At 58.4% G+C, this 26,696-nt stretch carries 15 protein-coding genes and 1 pseudogene; 5 read left to right on the top strand and 11 right to left on the bottom strand.

Annotation, left to right across the window (positions count from 1 at the left end):
• Nucleotides 1-244: 244 nt before the first annotated feature.
• Complete coding sequence (locus CAG18_RS24970; RefSeq protein WP_085721766.1) at nucleotides 245-2,458, bottom strand: DNA internalization-related competence protein ComEC/Rec2; 2,214 nt, start codon at nucleotides 2,456-2,458, stop codon at nucleotides 245-247.
• A gap of 142 nt (nucleotides 2,459-2,600) precedes the next feature.
• On the opposite strand from CAG18_RS24970, the pseudogene CAG18_RS24965 reads away from it, so the two are divergent.
• Nucleotides 2,601-3,107 (top strand): annotated as a pseudogene (locus CAG18_RS24965) (DUF2062 domain-containing protein); the annotation flags it as partial.
• A 9-nt stretch (nucleotides 3,108-3,116) separates the two neighbouring features.
• Here the strand turns inward: CAG18_RS24965 and CAG18_RS24960 are convergent.
• The 3 genes from CAG18_RS24960 to CAG18_RS24950 form a co-directional block, all read right to left on the bottom strand.
• Complete coding sequence (locus tag CAG18_RS24960) at nucleotides 3,117-3,896, bottom strand: ABC transporter permease (protein ID WP_015269397.1); 780 nt, start codon at nucleotides 3,894-3,896, stop codon at nucleotides 3,117-3,119.
• Nucleotides 3,893-4,825, bottom strand: a complete 933-nt coding sequence (locus tag CAG18_RS24955; RefSeq protein ID WP_013971560.1) for an ABC transporter ATP-binding protein — start codon at nucleotides 4,823-4,825, stop codon at nucleotides 3,893-3,895. Before CAG18_RS24955 ends, CAG18_RS24960 begins: the two co-directional genes overlap by 4 nt.
• Nucleotides 4,826-4,969: 144 nt before the next feature.
• On the bottom strand, nucleotides 4,970-5,593 hold the full coding sequence (locus CAG18_RS24950; protein WP_015269396.1) for a glutathione S-transferase: 624 nt from the start codon (nucleotides 5,591-5,593) through the stop codon (nucleotides 4,970-4,972).
• Nucleotides 5,594-6,073: 480 nt separating this feature from the next.
• Here CAG18_RS24950 and CAG18_RS24945 point away from each other — a divergent pair, with 480 nt between their 5' ends.
• Nucleotides 6,074-8,521, top strand: a complete 2,448-nt coding sequence (locus CAG18_RS24945) for an acyl-CoA dehydrogenase (protein ID WP_085721763.1) — start codon at nucleotides 6,074-6,076, stop codon at nucleotides 8,519-8,521.
• Nucleotides 8,522-8,653: 132 nt separating this feature from the next.
• On the opposite strand, the gene CAG18_RS24940 is transcribed toward CAG18_RS24945, so the two are convergent.
• Nucleotides 8,654-9,088 (bottom strand): hypothetical protein, encoded by a 435-nt coding sequence (locus CAG18_RS24940; RefSeq protein WP_015269394.1) that lies wholly within the window; start codon nucleotides 9,086-9,088, stop codon nucleotides 8,654-8,656.
• A gap of 273 nt (nucleotides 9,089-9,361) precedes the next feature.
• Between CAG18_RS24940 and CAG18_RS24935 the strand changes: the two genes are divergently transcribed.
• The 3 genes from CAG18_RS24935 (at nucleotide 9,362) to CAG18_RS24925 (ending at nucleotide 11,290) form a co-directional block, all read left to right on the top strand.
• On the top strand, nucleotides 9,362-9,775 hold the full coding sequence (locus CAG18_RS24935; RefSeq protein ID WP_015269393.1) for a PA2817 family protein: 414 nt from the start codon (nucleotides 9,362-9,364) through the stop codon (nucleotides 9,773-9,775).
• A gap of 162 nt (nucleotides 9,776-9,937) precedes the next feature.
• Nucleotides 9,938-10,480 (top strand): fimbrial protein, encoded by a 543-nt coding sequence (locus CAG18_RS24930; RefSeq protein ID WP_015269392.1) that lies wholly within the window; start codon nucleotides 9,938-9,940, stop codon nucleotides 10,478-10,480.
• 63 nt (nucleotides 10,481-10,543) lie between these two features.
• On the top strand, nucleotides 10,544-11,290 hold the full coding sequence (locus tag CAG18_RS24925; RefSeq protein ID WP_015269391.1) for a molecular chaperone: 747 nt from the start codon (nucleotides 10,544-10,546) through the stop codon (nucleotides 11,288-11,290).
• Nucleotides 11,291-11,296: 6 nt separating this feature from the next.
• On the opposite strand, the gene CAG18_RS24920 is transcribed toward CAG18_RS24925, so the two are convergent.
• From CAG18_RS24920 to CAG18_RS24895, 6 genes are all read right to left on the bottom strand, one after another.
• The gene (locus CAG18_RS24920; RefSeq protein WP_256573447.1) at nucleotides 11,297-12,793 is read right to left on the bottom strand and encodes a hypothetical protein; all 1,497 of its coding nucleotides are present in this window, start codon (nucleotides 12,791-12,793) and stop codon (nucleotides 11,297-11,299) included.
• A 62-nt stretch (nucleotides 12,794-12,855) separates the two neighbouring features.
• On the bottom strand, nucleotides 12,856-14,985 hold the full coding sequence (locus CAG18_RS24915; RefSeq protein WP_256573446.1) for an autotransporter outer membrane beta-barrel domain-containing protein: 2,130 nt from the start codon (nucleotides 14,983-14,985) through the stop codon (nucleotides 12,856-12,858).
• Nucleotides 14,986-15,202: 217 nt separating this feature from the next.
• Complete coding sequence (locus tag CAG18_RS24910) at nucleotides 15,203-17,203, bottom strand: hypothetical protein (RefSeq protein WP_085721764.1); 2,001 nt, start codon at nucleotides 17,201-17,203, stop codon at nucleotides 15,203-15,205.
• 217 nt (nucleotides 17,204-17,420) lie between these two features.
• The gene (locus CAG18_RS24905) at nucleotides 17,421-21,203 is read right to left on the bottom strand and encodes an RHS repeat domain-containing protein (RefSeq protein WP_085721761.1); all 3,783 of its coding nucleotides are present in this window, start codon (nucleotides 21,201-21,203) and stop codon (nucleotides 17,421-17,423) included.
• A gap of 94 nt (nucleotides 21,204-21,297) precedes the next feature.
• Nucleotides 21,298-24,213, bottom strand: a complete 2,916-nt coding sequence (locus tag CAG18_RS24900; RefSeq protein ID WP_085721760.1) for a hypothetical protein — start codon at nucleotides 24,211-24,213, stop codon at nucleotides 21,298-21,300.
• Nucleotides 24,210-26,630 carry a hypothetical protein gene (locus CAG18_RS24895; RefSeq protein WP_085721759.1) on the bottom strand — a complete coding sequence of 807 codons (2,421 nt, stop codon included), beginning with the start codon at nucleotides 26,628-26,630 and terminating at the stop codon, nucleotides 24,210-24,212. Before CAG18_RS24895 ends, CAG18_RS24900 begins: the two co-directional genes overlap by 4 nt.
• Nucleotides 26,631-26,696: the final 66 nt, after the last annotated feature.

The raw sequence follows: 26,696 nt of genomic DNA, 5'->3' as shown, positions 1-26,696 counted from the left end.
TCGCAGCGCAAGGCTGCTCCTACATCTGTTTCGGGCCAGTAACGCCTGTGCCAATGCGCGCGACCGCCTTGTTTGTCCGGCCCGATATCGAGGTGGACGCCAAGGGGCCGCGCGCCTTTGCCTCAGGAATAATTGGCCCGAAACAGATGTAGGAGCAGCCTTGCGCTGCGAAGCGCCGCGCGGGCGGCGCTCAATCCCACAGGCACTGAAAATGTAACGGCAAGCACCTGCAAGCCACTACACCTCACTGCACCCGAACCCGCCAAAACCGCCTCTGCCCCCGCACACCCTCCACCTCCCCCAGCCTCCCCAGCACCAACCGCAACGCCCCCTGCTCCGCCGTGTCATGCATCACCACCCCATGCCGCCGATAACGTTCGACCACCTGCGCATGCGGGTGCCCGAAGCTGTTGTTGCGCCCCCGCGAAATCAGTACCCCGCCCGGCGCCGTGGCGCGGATGAAGGCCTCGCTGGACGAACTGCGGCTGCCGTGATGCGGCGACTGCAACCAGTCGATCCGCGGTGCTTCCGTGGCCGCCAGCCAGGCCCGTTCGGCACCGGCCTCCATGTCTCCCGCCAGCAACAACCGCTCACCCTGCGCCTCGACCAACAACACACAGGAGCGGTCATTGCTGCTCTGCCCATCGGCCCAGCGCCACATCGAAAAGCGCACGCCATCCCACATCCACTGCTCGCCACTTACGCAAGGTTGCAGTTGCAGGTCATCCAGCAATTCGCCGCCGATCACCCGTTCGACCGGCAGGCCACGCATGATTGCGCCAGCACCACCGGCGTGGTCGGCATGGGCGTGGCTGACCAGCATCAGGTCCAGGCTGCCCACCCCCAGCTTGCGCAAGGTCGGCAACACCACCCGCTCGCCCAGGTCGCTCTCGCCCCTGGCCGGCCCGGCGTCGTACAGCAGGTTGTGATGCCGGGTGCGCAAAAGCACTGCCAGCCCCTGGCCGACGTCCAGCTGCCAGACCTCGACCTGGCCGAACGGCACCGTCTCCCGGGGTACCCACAGCGCCAGCAGCATTACGCCACCCAACCCGCGCAGTGGTACGCCACGGGGCATCAAAACCAGCAACGTACCCAGGCACACCAGCAGCCAGGCCCACAACGGCAGAACTGCTGGCAGCCACGCCGACTGCTGTTGCGCCACCAACTCCAGCAGCCGGAAAAGCACATCGAGCAAACCACCCGCCAGCCAGAGCAGCGCCTCCCCTACCCCGCCCAACGGCAGCAGCAAAGTGCCCAGCAATGCCAATGGCAGCACGGCCAGGCTGACCCAGGGCACCGCAACAAGGTTGGCCAGCGGCGCACTCAAGCTCACCGGCAAGCCCGTAGCCAGCAGTACCGGCAGCAAGCCGATCGCAATCACCCATTGCGCCCGCGTCCAGGCCTGCCAGGGCCGCCAGCTGCCCAGGCGGGCACTGAAGCAATAGACAAGCGTGGCCACGGCCGCGAACGACAGCCAGAACCCGGGCAGCAGCGCGGCCAACGGCTCCACCAACAGTACGGCAATCAGCGCCAGCAACAACGGCAAGGTCGCACCCAGTTGGCGAAAACGCAGGCGCCAGAGCAACACCACGGCCAGCATCAGGCAGGCACGCTGCACCGGTACACCGCCACCAGCCAACCAACCGTAGGCCAGTGCCGCAGCCATGGCCAAGCCACACGCCCAGGGCAGCCACGGCAACCGAGCGGGCCACAGCCCCCAACGCGCCAGCCCGGCAACCAGGCCATACAGCAAGCCGGCAACCAGGCCGATGTGCTGGCCAGAGATCACCAACAGGTGCACCGTGCCGGTGGCCTGCAACGTTTGCCAGTCCTCCCGGGCCAGGCCCGCCCCGTCGCCAAGCACCAGCGCCACCAACGCTGCCTGCCGGCCATTGGCCTCGACTGCCAGCAGGCGCTGGCGCAGCGTGTCGCGCCAGCCGCCGACAACCGGCGCCAGCAACTGCCCGGCCTTGACCGTACCGGTCGCACCGACCCGCCGCGCCAGCAATTGCGCCTCACGGTCCGGTCCATGCGGGTTGAGCAGCCCGGCCGGGCGCTGCAAGGTCACCGCCAGCCGCCACTGCTCGCCCGCGCGCAGCGGCGGGCCGTCGAACCAGCTCAGTTGCAGGCGCTGCGGCAGCTCTGCCCGCCGCGAGCGGGCCGCGTCCAGCTCGAAGCGCACACCCTGCGCAGTCCGGGTCGGCAGGCCGACCACCCGGCCCTCAAGCCACAAGGTGCGGCCATCCAGCCCGGTTGCCAGGCGGTCATCCAGCGCCTGCTGCGCAGACCAGCAGGCCCAACACAGGCCCAACAGAAAACAGCCCAGCGGCCACAGACGGGTGAACAGGCCGAGGCCACCGGCTACAGCCAGCAGCACCAGCCATCCGACCGATGGCAATGCGGGAAGAAAGCCCAGGCACAACAGCCCGAGCGCGAGCGCAAACATCCCTGTGCGCATGAAGTAGAGCTCCAGAAGCGAAATCACCTCCTGAGGCATAGCCCAATTGCCGGCAGCGCTTGCTCAACAATTGTCACAAACTCTAAACGAGGCTGAGCGGGAATCAGGGCATACTGCCCGGATCAACGCTCCGGGAGCCTACATGCCGCGCCGACTTTTCAAACGCTACATGCCGGACCCGATCAGTATTCGGGAACACAAGTCCTTACGCTTTTTCGGCAAGTTGCTGCATGACCCGAACCTCTGGCACCTGAACCGCCACTCGGTGGCGAGGGCCATGGGCGTTGGCCTGTTCGCGGCGCTGATCCCGATGCCGGCGCAAATGCTGCTGGCTGCCGCGCTGGCCATTCCGCTGCGCGGCAACCTGCCGATCGCGGTCAGCCTGGTTTGGCTGACCAACCCGCTGACCATGCCACCGGTGTTCTTCGTCACCTACATGACCGGCGCCTGGCTGATGCAGGTACCGCCGCGCACCCTGCCCGACGAGCTGACTTTCCAGTGGATAACCGACCAGCTGTCGACGTTGTGGCAACCTTTCCTGCTCGGCTCGGTAGTGTGTGGTGTGGTGCTGGGCATCCTTGGCTACTTCACCACCATGCTCTACTGGCGCTGGTGGGTGGGCCGGCAGTGGCGTCTGCGCCAATGCCGGTGCAAGGCTTCAGGCACGCATGCCGCGGCCGCTGACCAGCAGGCGAACGCACACCAGGTAGAGCACCGCGGTGGCGACCAGCATGAAGGTAATCGCCGTACCAATGCTGATATCCGACACCCCTAGGATGCCGTAGCGGAACGAGTTGACCATGTGCAGCACCGGGTTGGCCAACGACACGGTCTGCCAGAACGGCGGCAGCAGGTTGATCGAATAGAACACCCCGCCCAGGTACGTCAGCGGCGTCAGCACGAAGGTCGGGATGATCGAGATATCGTCGAAGTTGCGCGCGAACACCGCGTTGACGAAGCCCAGCAGCGAGAAAATGGTTGCGGTCAGCAGTACCACGACCACGGTCACGCCCAGGTGGTGCACCTGCAAATGGGTGAAGAACAGCGACAGGAAGGTCACGATCACGCCCACCGCCAAGCCGCGCAGCACGCCACCCAGCACATAACCGACGAGGATGGTGTGTGGCGAAACCGGCGACACCATCAACTCCTCGATAGAACGCTGGAACTTGCTGCCGAAGAAGCTCGACACCACGTTGCCGTAGGAGTTGGTGATCACCGACATCATGATCAACCCCGGCACGATGTACTCCATGTAGCTGAAGCCACCCATGTCGCCGATCTGCCGACCGATCAGGTTACCGAAGATGACGAAGTACAGAACCATGGTGATCGCTGGCGGCAGCAGGGTCTGCGGCCAGATACGCAGGAAGCGCCGCACTTCGCGGTAGACGATGGTATTCAGGGCGACCCAGTTGGTGCGCAGTTCCACACTCATACGGCCACCTTCGACAGGTTTTTTTCCACCAGGGACACGAACAGCTCCTCGAGTCGGTTGGTCTTGTTGCGCAGGCTCTGCACCTCGATGTTCTGCAGCGCCAGCTGGCCGAACAGCGCAGTGATGCCGATGTCCTTGTCCACCTGCACTTCCAGGGTGTGCGGGGTCAGCAACCGGCACGGGTAGCCCTGCAGCACCGGTGCAGTGGCCAGGTCCTGCCTGAGGTCGAGCACGAAGGTTTCGACATGCAGCTTGCCCAGCAACTGGCGCATGCTGGTGTTCTCGACGATGGTGCCGTGGTCGATGATGCCGATGTTACGGCACAGCTGCTCGGCCTCTTCCAGATAGTGGGTGGTGAGGATGATGGTGATGCCCTTCTGGTTCAGCTCGGTGAGGAAGCTCCACATCGAACGACGCAGTTCGATGTCCACACCGGCGGTGGGCTCGTCGAGAATCAGCAGGCGCGGTTCGTGGATCAGCGCGCGGGCAATCATCAGGCGGCGCTTCATGCCCCCCGACAGCGAACGCGACTGCACGTCACGCTTGTCCCACAGGCCGAGCTGGGTCAGGTACTGCTCGGCACGCTCCTTGGCCACCTTGGGCGGGATGCCGTAGTAACCGGCCTGGGTCACGACGATGTCGAAGGTTTTCTCGAACTGGTTGAAGTTGAACTCCTGCGGCACCACGCCCAGGCAGCGTTTGAGCGCCGACGGCTCGCGGTCCAGGTCGTGGCCGAACACGTTGACCGTGCCGCTGGTCTTGTTCACCAGGGTGGAGAGGATGCCGATGGTGGTGGACTTGCCCGCGCCGTTGGGGCCGAGCAAGGCGAAGAAGTCGCCTTCGGCAACATCCAGATCGATGCCCTTGAGGGCCTGGAAGCCGTTGCCGTAGGTCTTGGTCAGCTGTCGGATGGACAGGGCGGAACTCATAGCGGGTCACTTACCGAGAAAAAGGTGCAGGACACGCCAGGTAAAGGCACTGGCGCAGTGAGTGCGGCCAATGGTGCTTGGCCTGGCCGCACAAGTACAGTCATGTGTATTGATAATGACTATCGAAGTGGCCGTGGTGTTCGATCAGGTCAGCGCAGTCATTACCGCTGCCTGGTAGGCAGGGCGGGCCTTGAGGCGCTCGTACCAGGCCTCCAGGTGACGCATGGCCGGGCGCTCGATGGGCATTTCGAACCAGGCATAGATGAAGCTACCCAGTGGGATGTCGCCCATGCCGATCTGGTCACCGGAAAGGTACGGTTGTTTGGCCAGGGCTTCGTCGGCAATGGCCAGCAACTGGGCGCATTGCTTGTGCGCAGCGTTGATCGCCACCCAGTCGCGCTGGTCTTCCGGGGTGCGCAACAGGCCCCAGAACAGTGGGCGGAACGGCGTGGCGAAGGACGAGGTGGTCCAGTCCATCCACTTGTCCGCCAGGGAGCGCTGACGCGGGTCTTCCAGGTACCAGCCTTGCTCCGCACCGTACTCGGCGCACAGGTAGCGGACGATGGTGTTGGACTCCCACAGGGTCAGGTCGCCGTCTTCCAGCATCGGCACCAGGCCATTGGGGTTGCGCGCGCGGTAGTGCGGCTCGTTGACCACGCCGAAGGCGCCGCCGGCGTCGATCGACTCGAAATCCAGGCCCAGTTCGTGGGCGATCCATAGCGCCTTGCGCACATTGCTCGAATTCTTGCGACCCCAGATCTTCAGCATGGCAACGTCCTAATGAATGCGGAGGTGGTGCAGTCTACTCCAGACTTTCGTCGCCTGTACCGGCCTCTTCGCGGGTAAACCCGCACGGGGTTCTGCACCAGACCTGAGAGTGATGCAGTACCTGTGGGAGATTGCCCAGCCCTTTGGGCTGCGCTTTCGCGCAGAGAACCAATATCGCTCGTCTGACGCGTCCTTTGTAGGAGCAGCCTTGTGCTGCGAAGAGGCCGGTACAGCCAATAGACAGGCTTTGTCAGCCCCGGCCTCTTCGCAGCACAAGGCTGCTCCTACAGAACCTCGCCGAACCAATGAGTCATGTGTTGTTCTATGAGAGCGGGTTCACCCGCGAAGAGGCCGGCACAGACAAACAATGCCCTGAAACTCCCGCCGCCATACCCTGTCACTGTTCTGACCCGGCCATTCTCAGCATTGCGTCTAAGCTGTCTGGGACGGCTTACCCCCTGGTTCCAAGGAGGACCGATTATGTTGCTGTTGTGGTTGGTAGTGCTGGTGATCGGCGCGGCGTACCTCACGCACCGGCGCCTGGCGCCCTTGCAGATTCTTGGCATCATGGCGGCTTATGTACTGCTGATGGGCATTTTCAGCAGTGCTCCCGGCTGGCTGCTGACCCTGATCTGGATAGTGCTGGCCCTGAAAGTCGCCCTGGTGGCGCTGCCGGAATGGCGCCGCAAGGTATTCACCGATCCGGTGTTCAAGTGGTTCCAGCGCACCCTGCCGCCGATGTCGCAGACCGAGCGCGAGGCGATCGACGCCGGCACCGTGTGGTGGGACGGCGAACTGTTCAGCGGCCGTCCCGATTGGCGCACCCTGCTCGCCTACCCGGCTCCACAGCTGACCGAAGAAGAACAGGCATTCATCGACGGCCCGACGGAACAACTGTGCGCCATGGTCAGCGACTGGCAGATCGGCCAGGACATGGACCTGCCGCCCGAAGCCTGGGCGCATATCAAGCAGAATGGCTTCTTCGCCCTGATAATTCCCAAGGAGTACGGCGGCAAAGGCTTTTCGGCATACGCCCACTCCCAGGTGGCGATGAAACTGGCTACCCGCAGCGGCGACCTGGCTTCCACCGTGATGGTGCCCAACTCGCTCGGCCCGGCCGAACTGCTGTTGCATTACGGCACTGACGAACAACGCAACCACTACCTGCCACGCCTGGCGCGTGGCGATGAAATACCCTGCTTCGCCCTCACCGGCCCGCTGGCCGGCTCCGACGCAGGCGCCATGCCTGACACCGGCGTGGTCTGCAAAGGGCAATGGAACGGCGAAGAGGTCATCGGCCTGCGCCTGAACTGGGAAAAGCGCTACATCACCCTCGGGCCCGTCGCCACCCTGCTGGGCCTGGCCTTCAAGGCCTACGACCCGGACCACCTGCTGGGCGAGCAGGAAGAACTGGGTATCAGCCTGGCGCTGATCCCTACCGACACGCCCGGCGTCGAAATCGGCAAACGCCACCTGCCACTGGGCGCCGCGTTCATGAACGGCCCCAACAGCGGCAAGGATGTATTCGTGCCGCTGGATTTCCTCATCGGTGGCCAGGCCATGCTCGGCAAGGGCTGGATGATGCTGATGAACTGCCTGTCGGTAGGCCGCTCCATCTCCCTGCCGGCAGTGGGCACTGGCGCAGCCAAATACACCAGTCTGGTCACCGGCCAGTACGCCAACATCCGCGAACAGTTCAATGTCCCGCTGGCTGCATTCGAAGGTATCCAGGAGTCGCTGGCACGCATCGGCGGCAATGCCTGGCTGATGGACAGCGCGCGGTTGCTGACCGCCAAGGCCGTGGATCTGGGCGAGAAGCCTTCGGTGCTGTCGGCGATCCTCAAGTACCACCTCACCGAGCGTGGCCGCGAGTGCATCCAGCACGCTATGGACGTGCATGGCGGCAAGGCCATCATCATGGGGCCGAACAACTATCTGGGGCGCAACTGGCAAGGTGCGCCGATCTTCATCACCGTCGAGGGGGCGAACATCCTTTCGCGCAACCTGATGATCTTCGGCCAGGGCGCCATCCGCTGCCATCCGTTCGTGCTCAAGGAAATGGCTTTGGCCGGGCGCGAGGACGGTGACCAGGCATTGAGGGAATTCGATGACCTGCTGATGAAACACATCATGTTCGCCGCCGGCAATGCGGCCAGCACACTCATACTCAGCCTGGGGCTGGGGCGACTGGAATCCGTGCCCGGCGATGCCCTGAGCCAAGGCTATTTCCGTGCACTCAACCGCCAGGCAGCGGCCTTCGCCATGCTGGCTGACCTGTCGATGATGTTGCTGGGCGGCGCACTGAAACGCCGCGAACGGCTGAGCGCAAGGCTGGGGGATGTGCTGAGTTACCTGTACCTGGCCAGCGCCGCGCTCAAGCGCTATCACGACCTGGGCTCACCGGAACACATGCAGCCCTTGCTGCGCTGGGCGATGGAAGAAAGCCTGGGCCAGGCGGAAACAGCCCTGGACCGGCTGCTCGACAACTTCCCTAACCGCTTTGTCGGCTGCGCGTTGCGGATACTGGTGTTCCCCTTCGGCCGCCGTCATACCGGGCCGAGCGATGAACTGGATGCAGAGGTGGCGGCGCTGATCGGCCGCAGCAAGGGCGACCCGGCGCTGGAAGAGCTGCTTGCTGGTTGCTTCAGGCCGCAGGGCGAGGGCGACCCGGTGGCAGCGCTGCAACGGGCTTGCGACTTGCTGGATGAAACCGTGCCACTGTACAAGGCACTTCATCAGGCGATCAAGGAGGGCAAGGTGCAGCCGGCACCAGGGCAGTCGCTGATCGATGCGGCAGTCGAGCATGGTGCACTGCAGCCGACCGAGGGGCAACGATTGCGTGAAGCCGAGCAAGCCCGCCGCGCGATCATCGATGTGGACGCCTTCGACAAAACGCAGTTGCTACTGGGGCAGGGCAAGGTACGTTGACCTGCTGATTGCCAGACGCGATTTTGGAGTACAGCGGTCTTGTGTTTCGACGGGGCGCAAAGCGGCCCCGTCTCTTGGGAAATGTCCCACACCTTGGCGACACGTAATACAGCGCGTGTGCCTGAGGGCTGCTCAGGCACTGGGTGGGAACTTGGAAAGCTGAACTTCACAATCTATTTGATGGTTCGCTTTCATATCAGCCTGGAGGAGAGCTGAGCCCGTTTTGGCAATCACCTTCAGGCCCAGGCCTTCGCTGACGAAGTCGCCAACGGAATAGGTTCCCTGCAGATAGCTGTATTGGGTCCGGTCGAGCGACGCTGGCCTGTGAGTGGTCAAGAATGTGATGGATGAGTGCACAACCCAATCGTCTGGGGCCTTTCTATACTTCAACGTAATGGTCGAGGCAGAAGGGATGTCGCTCATCGCAATACCGCTGTTGGTCGCATCAACCGTCTTGTTGGCCCTTTCGCCACTGCCCTCTGCTGGCAAGGTCAGGCCATGGCTGACGTTGGACTCGTGCCAGAAGATGATGGCACCGTTCTGTGCCGGGGTGTTGCCCTTTTCCATGATACGCACCTCGCGTGGAAGATTGAGTGCCCTGAACGCCTATCACCGCCAGCAACGGTGCAGTGTCATTGTGTGGGCTTGAATCTAGATCAATACCCGTGCGTGCGCACCTGGCAGAATTGACAGGTCCATGGTTCGCACGCGGTGCTCGCCGACCATGCCGCATCGGGTAATCACAAGGCGCAATGGAGCGGAGCAGCCACCACCGTCCCCAACCCGCCCTCAACCGGCGTATACTCCGCCCCCGTTTCAACTACCCCGAGGACCGCCCCCATGGCCAACCCCCACCTGGAATACCACCTGCAACTGCTGAACCACCTGCGTACCATTCTGGTGGCTCTGGGTGAAGCCGAGCAGGTACCGGAGGAAAGCCACACCCTGTTTCTCGAGCGTTTCGACGAATTGCTGACCCTGCTACCGCAAGACCCGCTGGAAAGCCAGTACCTGGGCCAGGACCTGATCTGCCAGGTGATCCAGCGCTACCCGCAAATCGCCCACCTGGTGCCACGCGACCTGCTGTGGTTCTTCGGGGGTGACTGCCTGCACTACATGCCCGACGAAGAGCTGGACCTGTACCAGCAGCTGGAAGAACGTCGTTACGAAGCCGAGCAGAGCGGCGAAGCGTTCGACTGGCACCAGCAGAAGCGATTGATGAGCCAAGCTCATGGCGACAATACCCAGCACTGATATGCACAGCACACCACACGCTTGCGAGCGCGCCTTGCAATGTCTCCAATTACCTCACCAAAGGTAGACTTCGCCTACAGCTTCACCCCGCCCCCCTTTCTATCCTGCACGCCGAACAGTTTTTGTCTGTTCGGCCCGTTTTTTCGCCCCCAGGATCAGAAAATGAAAAAAACCCTTCTCGCCATCGCCTTTGGCCTGGCAAGCAGCACAGCATTTGCAGATACAGGCACGATCACCTTCGCCGGCTCGATCAAACCCGGTGGTACCTGCCCTATCGACCTGGTCATCCCAGGAACCGGAACCAGCATCCCCAGGCTTGAAATGGGCAGCCTGCGAGCGGAGGACTTCCCAGCTACAGGTAGCAAGTCCAAGCTGGTTCGTTTCGCCTTGAAGGTCACGCCAGGTGCCGGCTGTGTGGTCGGCACTCAAGATGGCTATGTCACGTACAAGCCCGTTTACGATACAGCAGGTACAAAGCTATATGGCCTTGACAGAATCGACCCGGATGCCGCGAAAGGAATAGCGCTTGCCATCCTGGATAGAGCACAAAACTACGTGGAGCCCAATAAGGAATCCATCGCGTATCCGCTCGACGATACCCTGCCCTCGGAGATGGACTTCTTTGCACACTACGAGTCCACCGCCAACACCGTAGAGCCTGGCCACGCAAACGTCCTGGTCGAATACACGTTCGCGCTCAAGTAGCAACAAGCCCCCAGGCTCGATCAGGGCCTGGGGCGCACGCAACGACCCCTGTAGAGACTCCCCATGCGCCATCCGACTTCAAGCAAGTTCAACCTGACCTCGGCCTATGCCCTGGCCATCTGCATGCTCCTGCTCGCCCCCTTCAGCGCCAATGCCGCCCTGACCATCAGCTCCACCCGTATCATCCAACCCAGTGACCGACAAAGCACCAGCATCGTCGTGGCCAACCCAAGCAACCGGGCCTATGCCGCACAAGCCTGGATCAATACTGAAGCCGATGACAGCACCACTGCGGTCCCCTTGATTGCCTCGCCAGCGCTATTCCGCATCGACCCGGGCAGCGAGCAGACCGTGCAGCTCAACCGCCTGCCGAATGACTTGCCAAAAGACCGCGAGTCACTGTTCTTCTTCAACCTGCAGGAAATCCCGCAAGCCAACGATAAACCTGACAATGTGCTGAACATCGCCCTGCGCACACGCATCAAGGTTTTCTTCCGCCCCAGCCAGCTAAAGGGTCGCCCACAGAATCATCTAAAAAACCTCACTTGGTCCGTGCAATCCATAGACGGCAAGCCGCACCTGGTGGTGGACAACCCTTCTCCCTACTACTTCACCTTCAACCAGCTGACCCTCATCAGCCCCAAGGGCAGCGAAAAAATCGATGCCAGGAAAATGGCCATCCCGCTGGGTAGGCAAACCTATCCGCTGAAAACACTGCCAGCCCAGGGCAACCTGAAGGTCGATTTCACCACCATCAATGACTACGGCGCCATAACGCCAGCAATGTCCAGCCCGGCAAGGCGCTCATGAGCCTGATCAGGCTCTCAGCACAGGGTGATATTCCGGGAAGTCGACCCAATGCGCCCCGTCATCGAAACTCACCTGCACATGCAGGGTGAACTGGGCGTCACGTTTGAGGGTGGCGAGAAACGTCTTCGGCACGGTGACGTCCTGGTTTGCCCCAACGCCCTGACGCACCTGCATTTCGTTTATGGCATGCGCGGTCAGGACATGATGCGGTCCAGCCTCGGCACCGCTCTGCAACACCCCCGTCACCCAGATACTGATGCGCTGCCCAACCGCAATCAATCGCCACGGAGCCAGCTGTACGGGCACCTTGGCCGGTGCACTTGCTAGACTGAAGCCATCGCCGATGACACCTATCAGTTCGATAAGAGGCAGTTTTTCTGTGAGAGCCGTGACTTTGAGATTGCGCGGGGTGGAGGGAAACTCATCGATGCCGTCATCAACCTTGTATGAAACCTTGAGTATCTGGTTACTGTAAGCCAGCAAATTCTTCTCAGGGATCAAGAACCGTTTATCTGTACCCGGCAACACTTCGGATGTTGTGAAATAACCCGCATCACCTGGCTCTCCCCAAATGACGGTCACCCGCTCCTCCGGATAAATCACGGCCTCTTCGGGAACGATGACCACCATCGGAGGCCGGTAGTCATTCAACTGCAACGACAACGCTTCTCCAGAGCCTGTTGCCTGGGGTATTTCAAGCCAAGGCAAGGTCCGGGGAATTGGAGCGGCAGCTATCTGCAACGGCACAGGCCTGGACCGGGCGCTGAGATTGCCCGCGCGGTCACGTATCTGATAGTGGACATAGCGCTCACCATCGCCTCGCGATCTTATATCGTCGCCTTCGATCGGCAGGAAAATCGGCTGAGAAGTGTCCTGCCTGGTAATCGTATATTCGCCAAGCTTGTCATTGGCAAAGGGGCGATCGTCCCAGTAGTAGATAATTACATCGCCTACCGCAACCTTCTGGTAAACAGGTACCTCAGCGAGTAAGCGATCTTCATGTTTTTCCAGATAGCGCGCCGTCACCCCCTCGCGCCCGACTTCCTCATCAAACAGCAAAAGCCCCTCATCGCCGCCGAGTACCGGGGGGACGGTGTCAATCGTAAGGGTCAGCGGACTGGAGTGTGTGACAACACCATTGAACCCATACACTTCATAAGTGACTTCCTGGGTGCCGTGCAGCAGCACTGCTACAGGGGCTTCCACGAAAAGATCGTCCTCGGGAATCTTATCCTCCCAACGCTTTGGCTCACCAACCGCCACTCCGTTCCAGTACAGCGTCAATACCTCTGGAAGACCAGGCATCGGGTTGGACTCTTGCCAGATGGGCACGTCGATCCTCAACGGCCGGCCAAGGGCCGCAACCGGCAACAAATTCAGCTCACCCTCAGGGATGTTCGCGAGCGCCGCCGGCGCAGAAGGAGGGTCGAGCAGGCGCTTGCGAAACAGGCTCGCTAACTTCTTTTGCAGCCAGAACAGAAAGCCCGCGGGTTTGATGTACATATCACCTCCTCTTTGAATCCGACCCACAAAAAAGGAAGGCCGAGGCCTTCCTTCCTTAGTGATCACCAGCTGTACCGGAACCCGACATTAGCCCCCCACGGCTGCTCGATCTTTTCTCCGTTGGCGTAATCGAAATCGGCATGCAGTTGCATGCGCTCGTTCAAACTGATGGCGACACCCATGCCGAATTCGGCGCGCGAGCCCGACAGATCGTTATCGAACCGATTGTCGTTGACCTTGACCTCATTGCTGCCGACGAATTCGTGGGCGTAGGCAAGACGTACGTAGGGCTGCACCTGCCGCCCTTTGCCAAGCTGCACGGTACGCCCCACTGTTGCCCCGGCCTTTCCAAGCAGCGAACGGGTATCGTCACCCTGAGCCTTCAGGCCATTGTCCAGGTGATAATCCTTACCCTGGATCGTGACCATGGCCCATTGGGTGTAGGGCTCGACAAAGTAACCCTGTCCCAGGTCGATGTTGCGCCCGAACTCTGCGGACATGCCCAGGCCCAGGTTGTCATAGTCACCTTTGCTGCGCTGGCCATCACTGAGAGCAACCTTGGCACTGTTATCGAAACGGTTGGCCTTCATCACACCATCGAAGTAGTAGCCACTTTGTGCATCGAGCCAGGTGGCGTAAAGCCCCAGATAATAGCTCTTGATCTCAGCGGAGCTGCCGCGAATCAGGTCCAGGTCAGATGAGCTGTGGCCCGCCATTACACCGGCCAGCCACTGGCCGTCACCGAATGGAAGTGGCGCATCAACCCCGATCGAGAACCCACGCTGCACCTGGCTGTAGGGGCTGCCCGCATTGTCCGAAACCTGGTACTTGTTGCCATAAGCCCTCGCCCATCCCCCTGCCTTGCGATCATCCAGGCGTAATTCGCCCATACGGCTGCGCAAGGTGGTCAATTCACCGTACCAAACGGTGGGCGCGGTATTGAACAGCGCCAGCACCGATGCAGTGCCAGGGCTGATCACTTTACGCGTACCATCAAGGAACCAATCGTTACCACGCTGTACCAACTCGTAGGAAAATGCACCGAGATCCACCGGGCCATTAACCAGAGAGAAGCTGGCATCACCTGCTGCCGCATGCACCAGGTGAAGGGCGTTCTCACTCACGGGGTCCGCACCACTGCTACCCACCAGCAGGCTATGGCTACCGGTAGCGTTGCCTACTTCAAGGAAGTCTGTCGCACCGGTTGTGAAGTCAGCATCCATGATGAAGGTACCGCTACCGGCCAGCGTACCCAGCGTCAAGCGCTGGTACTGCCCTGGCTCACCGAAACGGACCACGCCACCATTCATGGCCAGGCTGCCAACCTGACTGCTCTGTACCATGTTCCAGCGCGCCTGGTTGTTCAAAGTCAAACCGGCCACGTTCTCCAGGTGCCCGGTCAGGCTGGCCTGATTGTCCAGGATCAGGGCCGCACTGGAACCTGCCTCGACCCGTACATCCCCTACCAGGTGGCTATTGTCCACAGTCATGGTGGCCTCGGACCCTCCCACCACTTCAAGCAGGTTACCGTTGCTCGCCACCAGGCTCGAACCACTGGCAACGACGATGTCCGCCTTGGTCGGGCCGATCAGGGAGTGCCCCACGACAATCGCCGAACCATCCTGGCCCTCGACCCGCGAGCCAACCAAGTTGATCCTGGCGGCCCCCGAGAACGTGGGGTCGGCAAGTACCAGCAAGCCGTCAGTGGCGCCAACCACCGAGCTGCCCTGTGCCGAAAGCTCGGCGTTGCCAAACAACTGGGCTGCCGGTGCCGTGCCGTTGCCAACCAGCGTGCTGCCCTGCAGCACCAGACGTGATGCGGCGGACACCAGAGCCCCGGCCCTGCCACCCTCGACATGGCTGTCGGAGACCAAGGCCGAAGCACCTGTGCTGCCATCATGCTGCAAGCGTAAGCCAAAGCGGTCACTGACCACCCGAGAGTTGCCGGCGATGCTGGCAGAGGCGCCCGCCACCAGATCGACACCATCCGCCCGTTGGGCCTCGATCGTGCTGGCTTGCATGTTCAGGTGCGCACCAGTACCGACAGCAACATCATTCATTGAAGCGCCCACCGCATTGAGCCTGGCGTTGGGGTTCAGCCGATAGTTGTCGAGCGGGGTAGTACTGTCTATATCAAGCGTACCCTCGACGGTGGTCACTGCCGATACGCCAGGGGTGACCAAAAGCATCATAGGCGCCATGCAGAGCGCTTGCACTAAAGGGCTCAAAGACAGTTTCCGGCCTTTATTCATTAACTTCAAACCTCGTTCATGTCGGATCATCGTTGCCAAAGGAAAGCGATCACCGACAAGGCTACAAGGGAAATTCCCAAATCTCTGTAGGAAAAATCCTAAGCTCCAAATGAAACCAACGCCGATGCCAAGTTGGTTAGGCACCGCCATATTTCATTCAAGGTCTGAGAGGACAACTACCGGCTGCATTGTGCATGGAAACAACTTGCTCCGCCAACTCTGAATTAACAGTTTTTCCGTCGATAGAAAAACTGTAATAGACACGCCCTCGCCCATAATGAATGGTAGCGTGATAATTATAAATTGGCAGAATATACTCATTATACGGCTGCACACGCCACACCAACTCAGCAAGGTCTGCTTCCGTCAGAGCTATCACCTCGTCTAACACGGTATCGTCAATTTTCTCCTCACCGTTAAGGTTATGCACAGCATACCAATGCATGGTCAATTGGTCGCCTGCCTTCAAACCATAATCACCAAGGCCTTTTATCAATACTCTGATTGCCGGATCCAACGGACTAGGATTGTCATCATCGTACAGGGCTGCGCAGGTCAACCAACCTTCAGGCGGGTTCGCACTGGTATTCCCCCCCAAAAAGGCGGGCGCATCCGGGCGTAGAACAATGGCTTCGACATTGACGATGGTACTTGCAGACTTCGGACGATTGGGCACACCAGGGCGTTCAACCATATAACACACAGGCACACTGCCATTGTTACGCGCTTCGATATAAGCCCAGGGAACATCCACATTTATTTCCGCCCCCAAGTCTTTGGCTGCCAGCGTGTAGTCAATCTCGACGACATGTTCATCATCCCAATAAAAACTGACAATATCGCCCTCTTTGAAAGCCGCATCGATTGTGACTTTCAGCACAGCGTCCTGTTTCTCATCTTCCGGCAGCAATGTATTCAGCGTATCGGAACTTCTGCCAAAAACTTCAGCAAGCGAAAGTTTCGGATTGACTGGGTCTGGCCAGCCAGGGTCAGTGCCTGGATCAGTCGGCCCGATGACCTCCAGGTTCACATCCACATCAATGTCTTTACCGCCCTGCGGCACCGCACCGCGGCGCAGTTCATAACTGACGTTGGTTTCTACGTTGCCCGTGCTCGTAGCGCCATATTGATCCCACAATTGCTTGGGCAGGACCACGAATTCAAGCGGAAACTTGGGAGCGCTACCTATTTCACGCCAGCCGAGCCCCAACGCCCCCCACCTGACCTGCACCCAATCGGTCGATTTCCAGTTGTCAAAGCTCGGAACCTCCACCACTACCCCGGCCCAGGCATCCTCCTGATCAATCAAGCCATCTGCCGCCAACGGCACTGCCGGGTCCTGAAGCCCTGAGGGCAGCGGTCCCACGGCAACACCCACAGCCATCGGCAATGACAGCCTGCTGATATTGCCAGCCTTGTCGACCAGTGCATACAGTACATACACCCCGCCATCCCCCACCGCCTTGATCTCCTCAGCGGGTACCTTCAATGTCTTTGGCAATACATCTATCACATCGGAAGCAACCGGAGATATTGTGGATGGATCTTCCGGAACATGATTCAGCCAGTAAACATAAACCTTATCGCCAACCGCGTACGTGTCATAGTCCGGCAACTCGACCGACACATTGTTAATATTCGCGTCAATAACATCATAGCCCAACGCAGGAAGCGCGACAGGCGTGCTATTACCATAAGGAGGCATACGGTCAAAAATCAGGCTCAGCACTTCAGATTCCGTCGGGTCAGAGCCGTTCCATGGTTTGACCTTGTAGCTAAATAGCTGCGGCCCATCCACCCAACTCTCGACCTTATCTTTATCTATGACTACCGAAAGTGGGAACTTCCCAACATCAGCGCCTGTATACTCTTCACTCGACAGCAATGTAGACACACCGCTCGCGGAGGCATGATAGATTTCCAATACATCAAAAAAACCCGCCGGAGTGCCTTCCAGCAACGGCCACGCCTCGATGCTGAGCAGATTCTTCGTGGCGTCAGTCAAAACAGCGCTGAATACCGTACCATCCCGGGTGTCTGCCAACAGAGTCGGATCTATACCCGGCTTGACCAGCGCCTTGCCTTCCGAGTTCACGGCTCTTGCGCGCCTTACCGTTTGCCGAGTCGACTCAGCTGGTGTATGAATCTTGCTGCTCATTCCGATGGCCCACCCTGTCATGATTGACGTCAATATTAACTTCAAAGCCAATATCACAGGGACTATTCAATCACGCAACGCACACTCGGTGAACTGACAATTTTATCAGTTGACAACAAGTCAACCTGGACATCCAAGATAAGAAAAAGCCTGCGCAAAGGCAGGCTCCGACTACATTGTCGATTTAAAATACCGCTCTTTCGATTACCCGCGTGCTTCAAGCATCCTGCGACGCCAGACGGTCTAACGGGTCATAGCCGTAATTGGCTGTAATACCTTGTGCAGGTACAACCACCTGCGACAGGCGCCCCAGGGCATCATAGGTCAACTGACGCTTCTCTTCGTCAGTTTTCAAATTGCCATCGCCGTCATACTCCAACGGAATGTGTTCCGTTTTCCCATCGGCCCAAATCATGTCAATACCCGTCAACTGTGCCGGATCCGCCTCATTGCCGAACAGGTAAGTAGCGTCAATCTTCCCGCCATTGAAGGTGGTTCGAACCCGGGTGATATTATCGCGGCCATCGAAGCGGAAAAGCTGCTCCTCGATCTTGTTTCCATAGGGGTCGACAGGTACATAGTCAGTTACACCTCGGCAGGTATATTTCCGCAACCTGGCCCTCTCGTCGTATTCGAAGTCTTCGTGGCGCAGTTCCGCATCGCCCTCCTTCAGCGTTTTACTGATGATGCCATCTACCGCGTTGTAGGCTTGTGCCAAAGTCTGAACGGTATCGCCAAAGTCGAAACGTCGCAGGATTTCACGGTCGAAATCGTCATAGAACAGCTCGGTTCGCAGGCTGCGATGTGTCCCGTCCTCATCCTCGGTTTCGGTGAAAATGCTGGCCATCCTGCCCAATGCATCGTAGTCAAAAGTACTGGTGACATTCTCCAGGCTGGTCTGGCGCAACTGCCCTGCCGAGTCGTATTCATAGAACTGGGTCTTGCCAAGCACATCCGTGTACCTCAGCAACCGAGCATCGATGCTGTGCACATAGGCCATCTCATAGAGTTCCTCACCGGTTCGCTGACGCCTTTCCGTTTTCAGTTCGCCAGTGCTGAAATACTCACGCTCAAGCGCTTCGTCGTTCTCGGTGCAGTTAAGCAAACGCGCGTTCTGCTTGTCGTACACGTAGCTCGCGTCGTCACCCGCGAACGTACGACGCAGCGGTTCTTCACTCAATTGCGGCACATATTTGTAGTCGATGCGGTTACCGGCAGGTGTGATCACTACCGCCGGCTGGTGCTGCCCGAGATCATACAACAGAGTGCGCACCCGCCCGCCGGTTACCGACTCGATCATGCGATCCAGGCCATCGAAGGTTTGCGTACCCATCACATAATCCTTGCCATCCGTAACATCTTTCACCTTGATCAACGTCGGCAGATCGCCCTTGGCATGCGGGGCGTAGTCACGGTGCACCACCGATCCATCAGGCAGTATCTGGTCGACAAGCCGATCGTACTCATCGTAAACAGACGACGTTTCATACCCGCGTGCATCCACTTCCCGAACAGTACGCCCCCACCCATCGTAGTAATACCGATGCAAACTCTCGGTTTGTCCCCGGTTATCCACTCGCTCGACATCGACCGGCTGCTCGAACAGGTTCATGCGAGTAATAGTGGTACCACTGCGTAGCAATCGTGACTTGGACTCTCGCCACTCGCGAACAACTGGCCCCAGCCGATCCGGCAAACCGACCGGATCGGTCACTGTGTAGTTGCGTACGCCGTCCGGGCCGATTTCGCAGCTACGCTGGCGCCAATCGTCATACTCGTAACGGGTGGACAATGGCAGGTTCTTCAGCTCCAGCCATTCGTACTGGACCTCTTCCAGCAAATCGCCCAGTTCATCATAATGCGCGGTTTTCCTGAGCCGCGGCGTTGCCCTCGCTTTAGCGGTAGCGCCAAAATCCGGGTCCTGGCGTTCTACCCGCTGAACCCGATTGAGCCCATCCACATAGGTCCAGGTGGTCACCCCCTTCACATCAGTCTCTTCCTGGTAAGCCTGCTGACCATCAGAAGACAGGTAATAGTTGTAGCTGCGCCAAGCTTTGAACTCACCGAACGGGTCGACCGTTTCGCGGATGACACGCCGCAGTTCGTCATACAGATAGGCAATCTGCACCTGATTGTCGTCGTAGTTGAGCATTGGCTCACCGATCAAGAGCGAATGCTGGAGGGTGTTGACCTTCTGCGAATGCCGGCTCGCCCCACCCTTCACATGCGCCTGTTCGCGGGCGAGCAGCGGCTGGCCGTGATCGAACCCGGTCAGGGTTTCAACCGTCTGTACTGCCGGGTGACCTTCGATCGACACCTCGCCATAGACATACTCGGTAAGGGTCTTCTTGCCATTCAGCACTTGTGTCAGCGCCTTCGGCCTGCCATACGCAACTACATCGGTGGGGTCTGCGTAATATTCGATAGTGGTGTGCCACAGTGGCGCTTCATCACGCACCCGGACCTGTTGGTCGTGGTGACGCTGCAGGGTTCCCTTGCCTTGCTCTGCGAGCGACGAAAGCAAGCGGTAGGTGTACAGGTTGCGCAGCGCTTCGGCGCGGCCCTCTCCAACGGCCGGAATAACTTCCTCGGTCTTGATGTGGCGCACGAATTGCTCGGGGTCCTCATGGGCCGGATAATACGTCCATACCGTCGTTTTGCCATTGGCCTCGATCTTTTCCGTCAGGTTGCCATAAAGATCGTAGCGGGTAATTTCCTTCTCTTCCCGGGGGGCGCCCGACAGGCCTTGGCGCCAAGAAGTGATCGTGGTTTCAGCCAACTGGAAATTCGCTGGCTGATCCCCGAATTGCCTGTTCGGTACCTCAGGATAATGGACGGTTTGCGTTTCAATGCAATCGCTTTGCGTAGTGACCTGTTCGATCATCAAATGGAAACGGTTGAACGTGGACTTGACCGTTCGTACCCCTTTGCCGCCTTTGAAATGCGTGGCCGTGGCATTGTAGAGGTACGTCACGTCGGCATTCTTGTACAGGTTGTCCTCACCGTTGTCTTCCCAAGTGATACTTGTGTTGTTACCCAGGAAGTTATTCGAGCTGTAGCTGTAGTCCGTACGCATGTCAGGCTGCTTCGCACCCGGCTTGACCACATGACTTTTTACGCGTGGCAGTGTCCTGCCACCACTGCCGGGAAACTTGTGTCCTGCTTCGTCATAGATGATTTCTTCAGCGCCATTGACAGGCGTCTGCAGTGCTACGAGGCAACGCACCTCGCCCATCACCCTGTACTTGAACTGCCAACGTGCATTATCTTTGGTCGGCAGTATGACCTTCTCCAGTTCACTTCCATTGCGCAGCAGTGTATAACGCGCACGCGCCAGCGTGTCCGGGTTGATATCGATGAATATCCGGTCGCTGAGGGAATAATCGATCTTCAGCAGTTTGCGTCCGGTGTCATCCTCCATCTCGGCCAGGCAGGGCACCCGTTTCGCCGGGATACCTGGCATCGGTGATGGCACCTGCACAATGTCGTACCGCAAGGAAACACCATGCCCGGTCGGTGCCAGTACCTGCGCCGGGAACGCTACCCGTCGGTCCGGCAGCCCTGGCTCGGGAGCAGGAACCGTGTACACCTTGAGCAACTCGATCAAACCTGATTTGTGCGCGACGCGATAACGGGTTTCGCCTTCCACAAGAACATGTTCGAAATGGAAACTATCAATTTTGCGCTCCGGCACCCTACCTTTCCGGCCTGGCCCGTTGTCCACGACCTTGAATTGCTCACCGCTGTGCAGGCTGAGCATCTGGCTATCCAGATCATATTCGCTCAGGCCTAAACGCCAGCCGGCGCCGAACCCCGAGTCTTCCGGGTTCATGGGGTTGAACGTGATGTGTAAAGGCAAGTTGGGGCCGTTCAGGTAGTTGGCCGGCATACCAGGCAGCTCGATAGTCAGGCTATATTGCCCGGTCCGAGAGTCTACGCCACCTTGCACGAAGCTCATGAAGTTGAAAGCATTGGAGTGCACTACAGACTTCGTCGTCATATATATCCCTCAACAGGGCGTGGCTGCCCCTGACCGTAGGGGCAGCCAATACAGTAAAAGAACCAGCACAGTTCACTGTGCCCATCAACATTTCTCAAGCAGATATGATTTCGAAGTGCAAGAAGTTTCGCACATCCGATGAATCGATGGAGCCGTCGTTATTTTTTCGTCCCCACCTGACTTTCAGCGTGTGGGCTGAGCCGTAGTTGTCGATCAACGTGAGTTGCATCGGCTCTCCCAAGCCTTCGCGCCATCGAACGCCATTGTGGTCGTACCAGAACTTCATGTCCGCGACCCGCTCGATCACAAACAACACGGCGCCTTCTGCTGGTATCTCACTTTGCTTGATAACGCGATCCAACGGTGTACCGGCTTGCTGAATTGCCAGCAACTCCAATTCAGCCTGGTACTCCATGCGTCCGCCAACCGGTCGCTGACCGGGAAGAGCACGAGGAAAGTACGCAGTTCCCACGTAACTGCAGAATGCTTCGTCGAGCAGCTCACTTTCCCACTTCGCCATGGAAATCTGGTCGAAGAGTACATCTACAAACCTGCGCCTTATGCCCTTGAGCAGCCAATAGTCAGTTGTATAATGCCAGTAATTATGAATATCCAAGGTGCCATCTTTCCGTTCCTTATCGAACCCACCTTGCTCTCGTATCCGTTTACCTTTGAATACTTCTATATCCGCTTCAGTTAGTGGCTCAACTACTCGCCCCTCAAGTTCTACCTGGCCTCGTTCCTTGCTCTTGTCATATGACCTGTGGACTTGGTTATCATGGCCTCGGAACTCGGCACGGATGTGTGTCACTTCAGCCTGGGTGGTTTGAAGGTAGACCGTTACGCGACGTGTAGCCTGATCATCCTCTAGTACAGTGGAAGGTGCAGCGAGAGCGACTGGGTAATAATCGAAGCGATTGCGAGCTTTATTGCCTACCCACTTTCGACCGTCCGTCTTGAGGCTTTCCGTCCCCACAGGCAGCCAGTCGATCCTTGTCCCATCCCTGTGTGTCAATACCAGCGTGGCCAGTTCGGCATCGCTGATTGGAATAGGAACGGGGCCAACTTCAGTTTCAACCAGGTCAGTCTTGATTTCGATATCAATTCCCACCTGCTGCCTGCCATTAGCCAAGGCGACTTTTCTGGATGTATTGTTCAGGCTGACATAGAAATGCTGCAGGGATATCCAGCGCTGTTTGCTCAGGGCCATTTCCCGAGGCGACCCTGCATGATGCTCGATCACTGCGATACCCGCCTGGCCACCGTAGATACCCGCCACGACACTGGCTTGACCTGTGCTTTGCTCAGGCGCCGTATATTGACCGTTTTCCGCATCAAGTTCGCCTTCGCCATACAGCACCCATCGAGTACTTTGCACGACAGGGTGGTCGTCCCACGCCGTCTCAAGCGTCGTCGCTGCAGGCTCTTCTGGCAACTCAGGCATGGAAAAAGACACTTTGCCATCGGCCGGTAACGTGGATACATGGAAGGGCTGTACCTCCCAGGGTGCAATCTTGTCGAGGATGATCACGGTCGCATAACCTTCCTCCTCCCCCCAGTTCCTGACCCGGATGCGCTGCAGGCGAATCGGTGAGTTATCGGTAGGCGGAGCAGGCGTGAAAAGAGCATGGGGCGTATTCTGATCGCCCTCCGGGTCACGCTGGATGCTACCGAACGCATCGCCCTCGAGCGCCCACTCCAACCTGCCGCCTTCGGATGCAGTCAACCGAACAGGGTCATCCCCTTTCGCCCAGATAACCACCCGCGGGGAAACTGCCAGCTGCTCCGTTGACACCACCAGCAACGACGACCTGGACACCTCCCCATTGCCACTGGCCAAACTACCGGTAATCTTCACCAGGCGTTGCTGCGCCGGGAACGTGTGCACACTGGGAGCGGTGTACTTGGCATCTTCCATCTCGCCAGAATTTTGCGGATGATACACATCGGCCGCCGACCACCGGCTGACAGTGGCCCCAACGTCAAACCGCACCTCATTGCCAGCAGAGACCCTTGCGATATTCGGCAGTAGCTGCCGAGAGTAGCTACTGGCCCTGACATCGCCGAAAACGATCATGTCATGCGGGTTGTGCTCTTCCTGCTCCAGCACGACCTGATAGGCATCGGGCAAAACCAGTTGCTCCAGGGCGACAGACGGACGCGCTTTAGCGATGGGCGCACGCAGACGACTGATCAACAGTGCACTGGCATAGTTGTCCTTGTCAGTCTTGCGCGGCAACAAGTAAGGCAAGGGGCTGCCTGGCTGGCCCGCTTCCACACCCGCGACCAATTGCATCAGTACCAACAGTGCGCCATCATCTACCGGCGATGTACCCCCGCCTCCGCCAGCGGGCGCTTGTTGGGCCACGACCTCGATGCGGCTAGTGGACAATCCGTTACGACCGAATATATCGAATGCTAGCACCGGTATCTGACGGGCCAGCACGCCCTGCTGACGAAGCTGCTCGAGAATGAATTTTCCCATCGCGCTCGCAGCGGTGCTGCTGAAGCCCAAGGTACAGGTAGGGTTGTCGGCCTCGCTCAGGTCGAGCACCACCAAGCTCCTATCGAGGTGCTCGTGCGCCTGCACCTTCAGGCGGCCATAGACTTCGAACTGATAGCCCATGCCCATTTCCAGGGCATGGCTTCTTCTGAGGCGATTGACGTTGCCGATCATGAACGTCGAAGACACACAGTTCCCCGCGATCAGCTCCATCCGCACCCGCACCTGCGGCCCGCTGCCCGACGCGCCCTGGAAAGACAACTGCGTCGGGCCCAGGGTAAGGTTTTCGAAAGCTACCTTTTCAGTCCTGGTGCCAGGGTCAATATAGAACTCACCACTGATAGGCTGCAGCACACCAGAGTCGGTAAATGCCTCCACGAAGTTGCTTTGCAACCCCCTGTTGACTGCGTCCCGGCCAAGCGCCAGTACCGCGCCCCAGCGGCGCATGCTGTCGCCTTTGGCCAACTCATCGAGCAAGTCTTGTTTGGAATTGGCAGACATGATCATGACCTCGCTGCCTGCAGGCGATCGAAAGCCTCATTGACCTCAGCGAAAACCTGGGCTTCCACTTCGGTGTAAGGCATAGGCAGTACGCTGTAATTCCAGGACAGCCCACTCTGCTTGGCAACACCGGCAATAATCACGTAATCGCCCTCGTCCGCCCCTGGCGTGTAAGTACCCTTGGCGTCATCGATTTTCCCGGTGCCCAGAACCTTGTACCACTGCGTTTTCTCGGGTGGAAGAACCTCATCATCTCCCTCCCAGGATGCGACTGTCAGCGTCAGCTTGAGTGCATTACCCACTGCGTCGACCGTCATGGTTGCCGACGGCATGTCCCATGCAGTAATGATATCGATGGTTTCCGTGCGGCCCCCACCACTGACCCGCACCTGGTCCAGTTGCATGAGCCGGTCCTGGCCAGTGCCCGGATCTTTCTGAGGCGCGACATAGATCTTGCACTTCTTGTCCCGAGGGATGACAAGATCGTTGTAATCGGAAGGCTCCGGATCTCGCAAAATACCCTTGAAGTTGGCACTCTTCTCCCATGTCAGCGCCGAATCTACGCTCCCCCCCTCCAGTACATAGCGCTCCGGTTTGTCTTTAGTGAAGTTCGCACTCAGCAGGTTCGGGCTGACCGCCACCGGTTTGGGTACGATGGTCAGTTGGGCACTGCTGCTGTTCTCGCCAGCCGTGGCCGTGACAATGATGTTGCGGAATGTGCCGGGAACCTTGTCCGCTGCGGGTGCCTTGTATATATCCCCCACGATCTCGCCCACCAGTGTTTTATCGGTAGAGCCATCATCGGCAGCCTTGACGGTCCAGGTAACGGTTTCCTCCGGCCAGGGCACCAGCGTCAACTTCTGCTGGCCACCGGCGAGGAGGACCTTGTCAAGCGGATCGATTGCAAAAGATGTGAGCGCAGGGGCCAGGTCACCCAGCAATGAAAGGTCCCCAAAGGTCCAGGAAGTATCAATTACAGGTCGTGTATTGTTGCGGAACAACAAACCATTTAGACGCAGCAGGTCAATAAGCTCAAAGGTGCCATCTAGATGATCAAAAATATCGCTTATAAAAGCTTTGGTCTTCGCTTCGAAGTCAGAAGCCACTCTATCAAAAAGGGCTAGAAATAGCGGATTGGTATCCTTGAGCTTCATGTCACATGAAACCTTTGTTTCGCCTGGCCTCAGGATGAGCTTGCCTCCATCAACCTCGACGGCCACCCGGCAAATGGCCGATATGTTCACGTCTGTTTGCTTTTCAAGACGGAACGGCAAAAGCGAGCCAGCTATCCACTCCAGCCAAGCAATCTCCACATTTCCATAGGTACCGGCATCAGTCCATGTCAACAGAAGAGAGCCTTCCTCCAGTTTAAAACTGAAAATACCCATGGGCTGATTGAAGCTGGCAACGATATTCACATTTCTCATATCACCCAGCTCTTCTTTAAAAGCGTTAGCCATTACACTAACGTTGAACTGGCCGACAACCACAGTCCGCAAAAAGCCTAGATTATCATAAACAAACTCTGGACCTTTGACCTTTACATGCGGCAAAGCCGACATCAACGTGTTCACTGCAGAGCCCATCCAAACCTCATTATGCATACACAAATTCATTGTGTATGCACCACCGTCTCGCGAAGGAAGGAAATAAGGCATATCCTTATCATCGGCTGGAAAATCGCCATTCTTGTCGCCATTGAATGCGACACCGACAATAACCGCTCCCTCTTCCTGTTCTTCCTGCAGTGGACTCGAAACGGCACTCCCCGCTTTGGCCAGCGAATGCGTCCGTACCCTGAAGGACGTTGGGTTAAGGCCACCTTCAATCGGTGCCAGCCTGTTCAATTCCCAAACTTGTTCTCCCCTTTCAGGCTCTTTAAACTTCTCCTCAATCAACTCTCCCAGTTTTGTATTCAGTTCCTCCCACTGACTAACCTCGAAGTAATAACCCTCACTATTGGACAGGTCCAATGTCACCCGGCCATCCTCGCCCACAACTCCACCGCCGCCTTCGTTGAGCTTGATATTCATCTTCACACGTGGCGCGGTCAGGGGGTCAAAGTTGGTGATACCGATCAGACTCGGTTGGCTGGCCCCCTGCTGACGGCTCCACTCGGTCAGTTTGCCACCGAGCACGGGCATGCTCAGCATGGCCATCGAACTACCGATGTTCGCGTTCTCGAACGACAAGACCGGCGCACCGAAAGAAAAGTTGGAAAGACGGGAAATCTTGCCGTTCTCGGTAACTTTTTCACCGGAAACCGGTTCGATCCAAGCCCCTTGCTGCCCGCGTAGAATATGCTCCTGCATCAGCAGCATGTTGGTTTTCGCGCGATCATAGACCAACAAGGCCCCCCAACCTTTTGTACGTGGCGCCTTGCCCATATAAGTCAGATACTCGCTCAGTGTCGGCCTAGCCATGTTAGTTTCCTCGCTGTTTAAAAATCGAATATTCTGGACCGCCCCTATATTCACTCAGTGAACAAC

It is taken from the genome of Pseudomonas sp. B22(2017), assembly GCF_002113105.1.
Classification (GTDB): domain Bacteria; phylum Pseudomonadota; class Gammaproteobacteria; order Pseudomonadales; family Pseudomonadaceae; genus Aquipseudomonas; species Aquipseudomonas asiatica.
The sequence above is the reverse complement of the archived record's forward strand: the minus strand, read 5'-3'. Positions and strand labels throughout refer to the sequence as shown.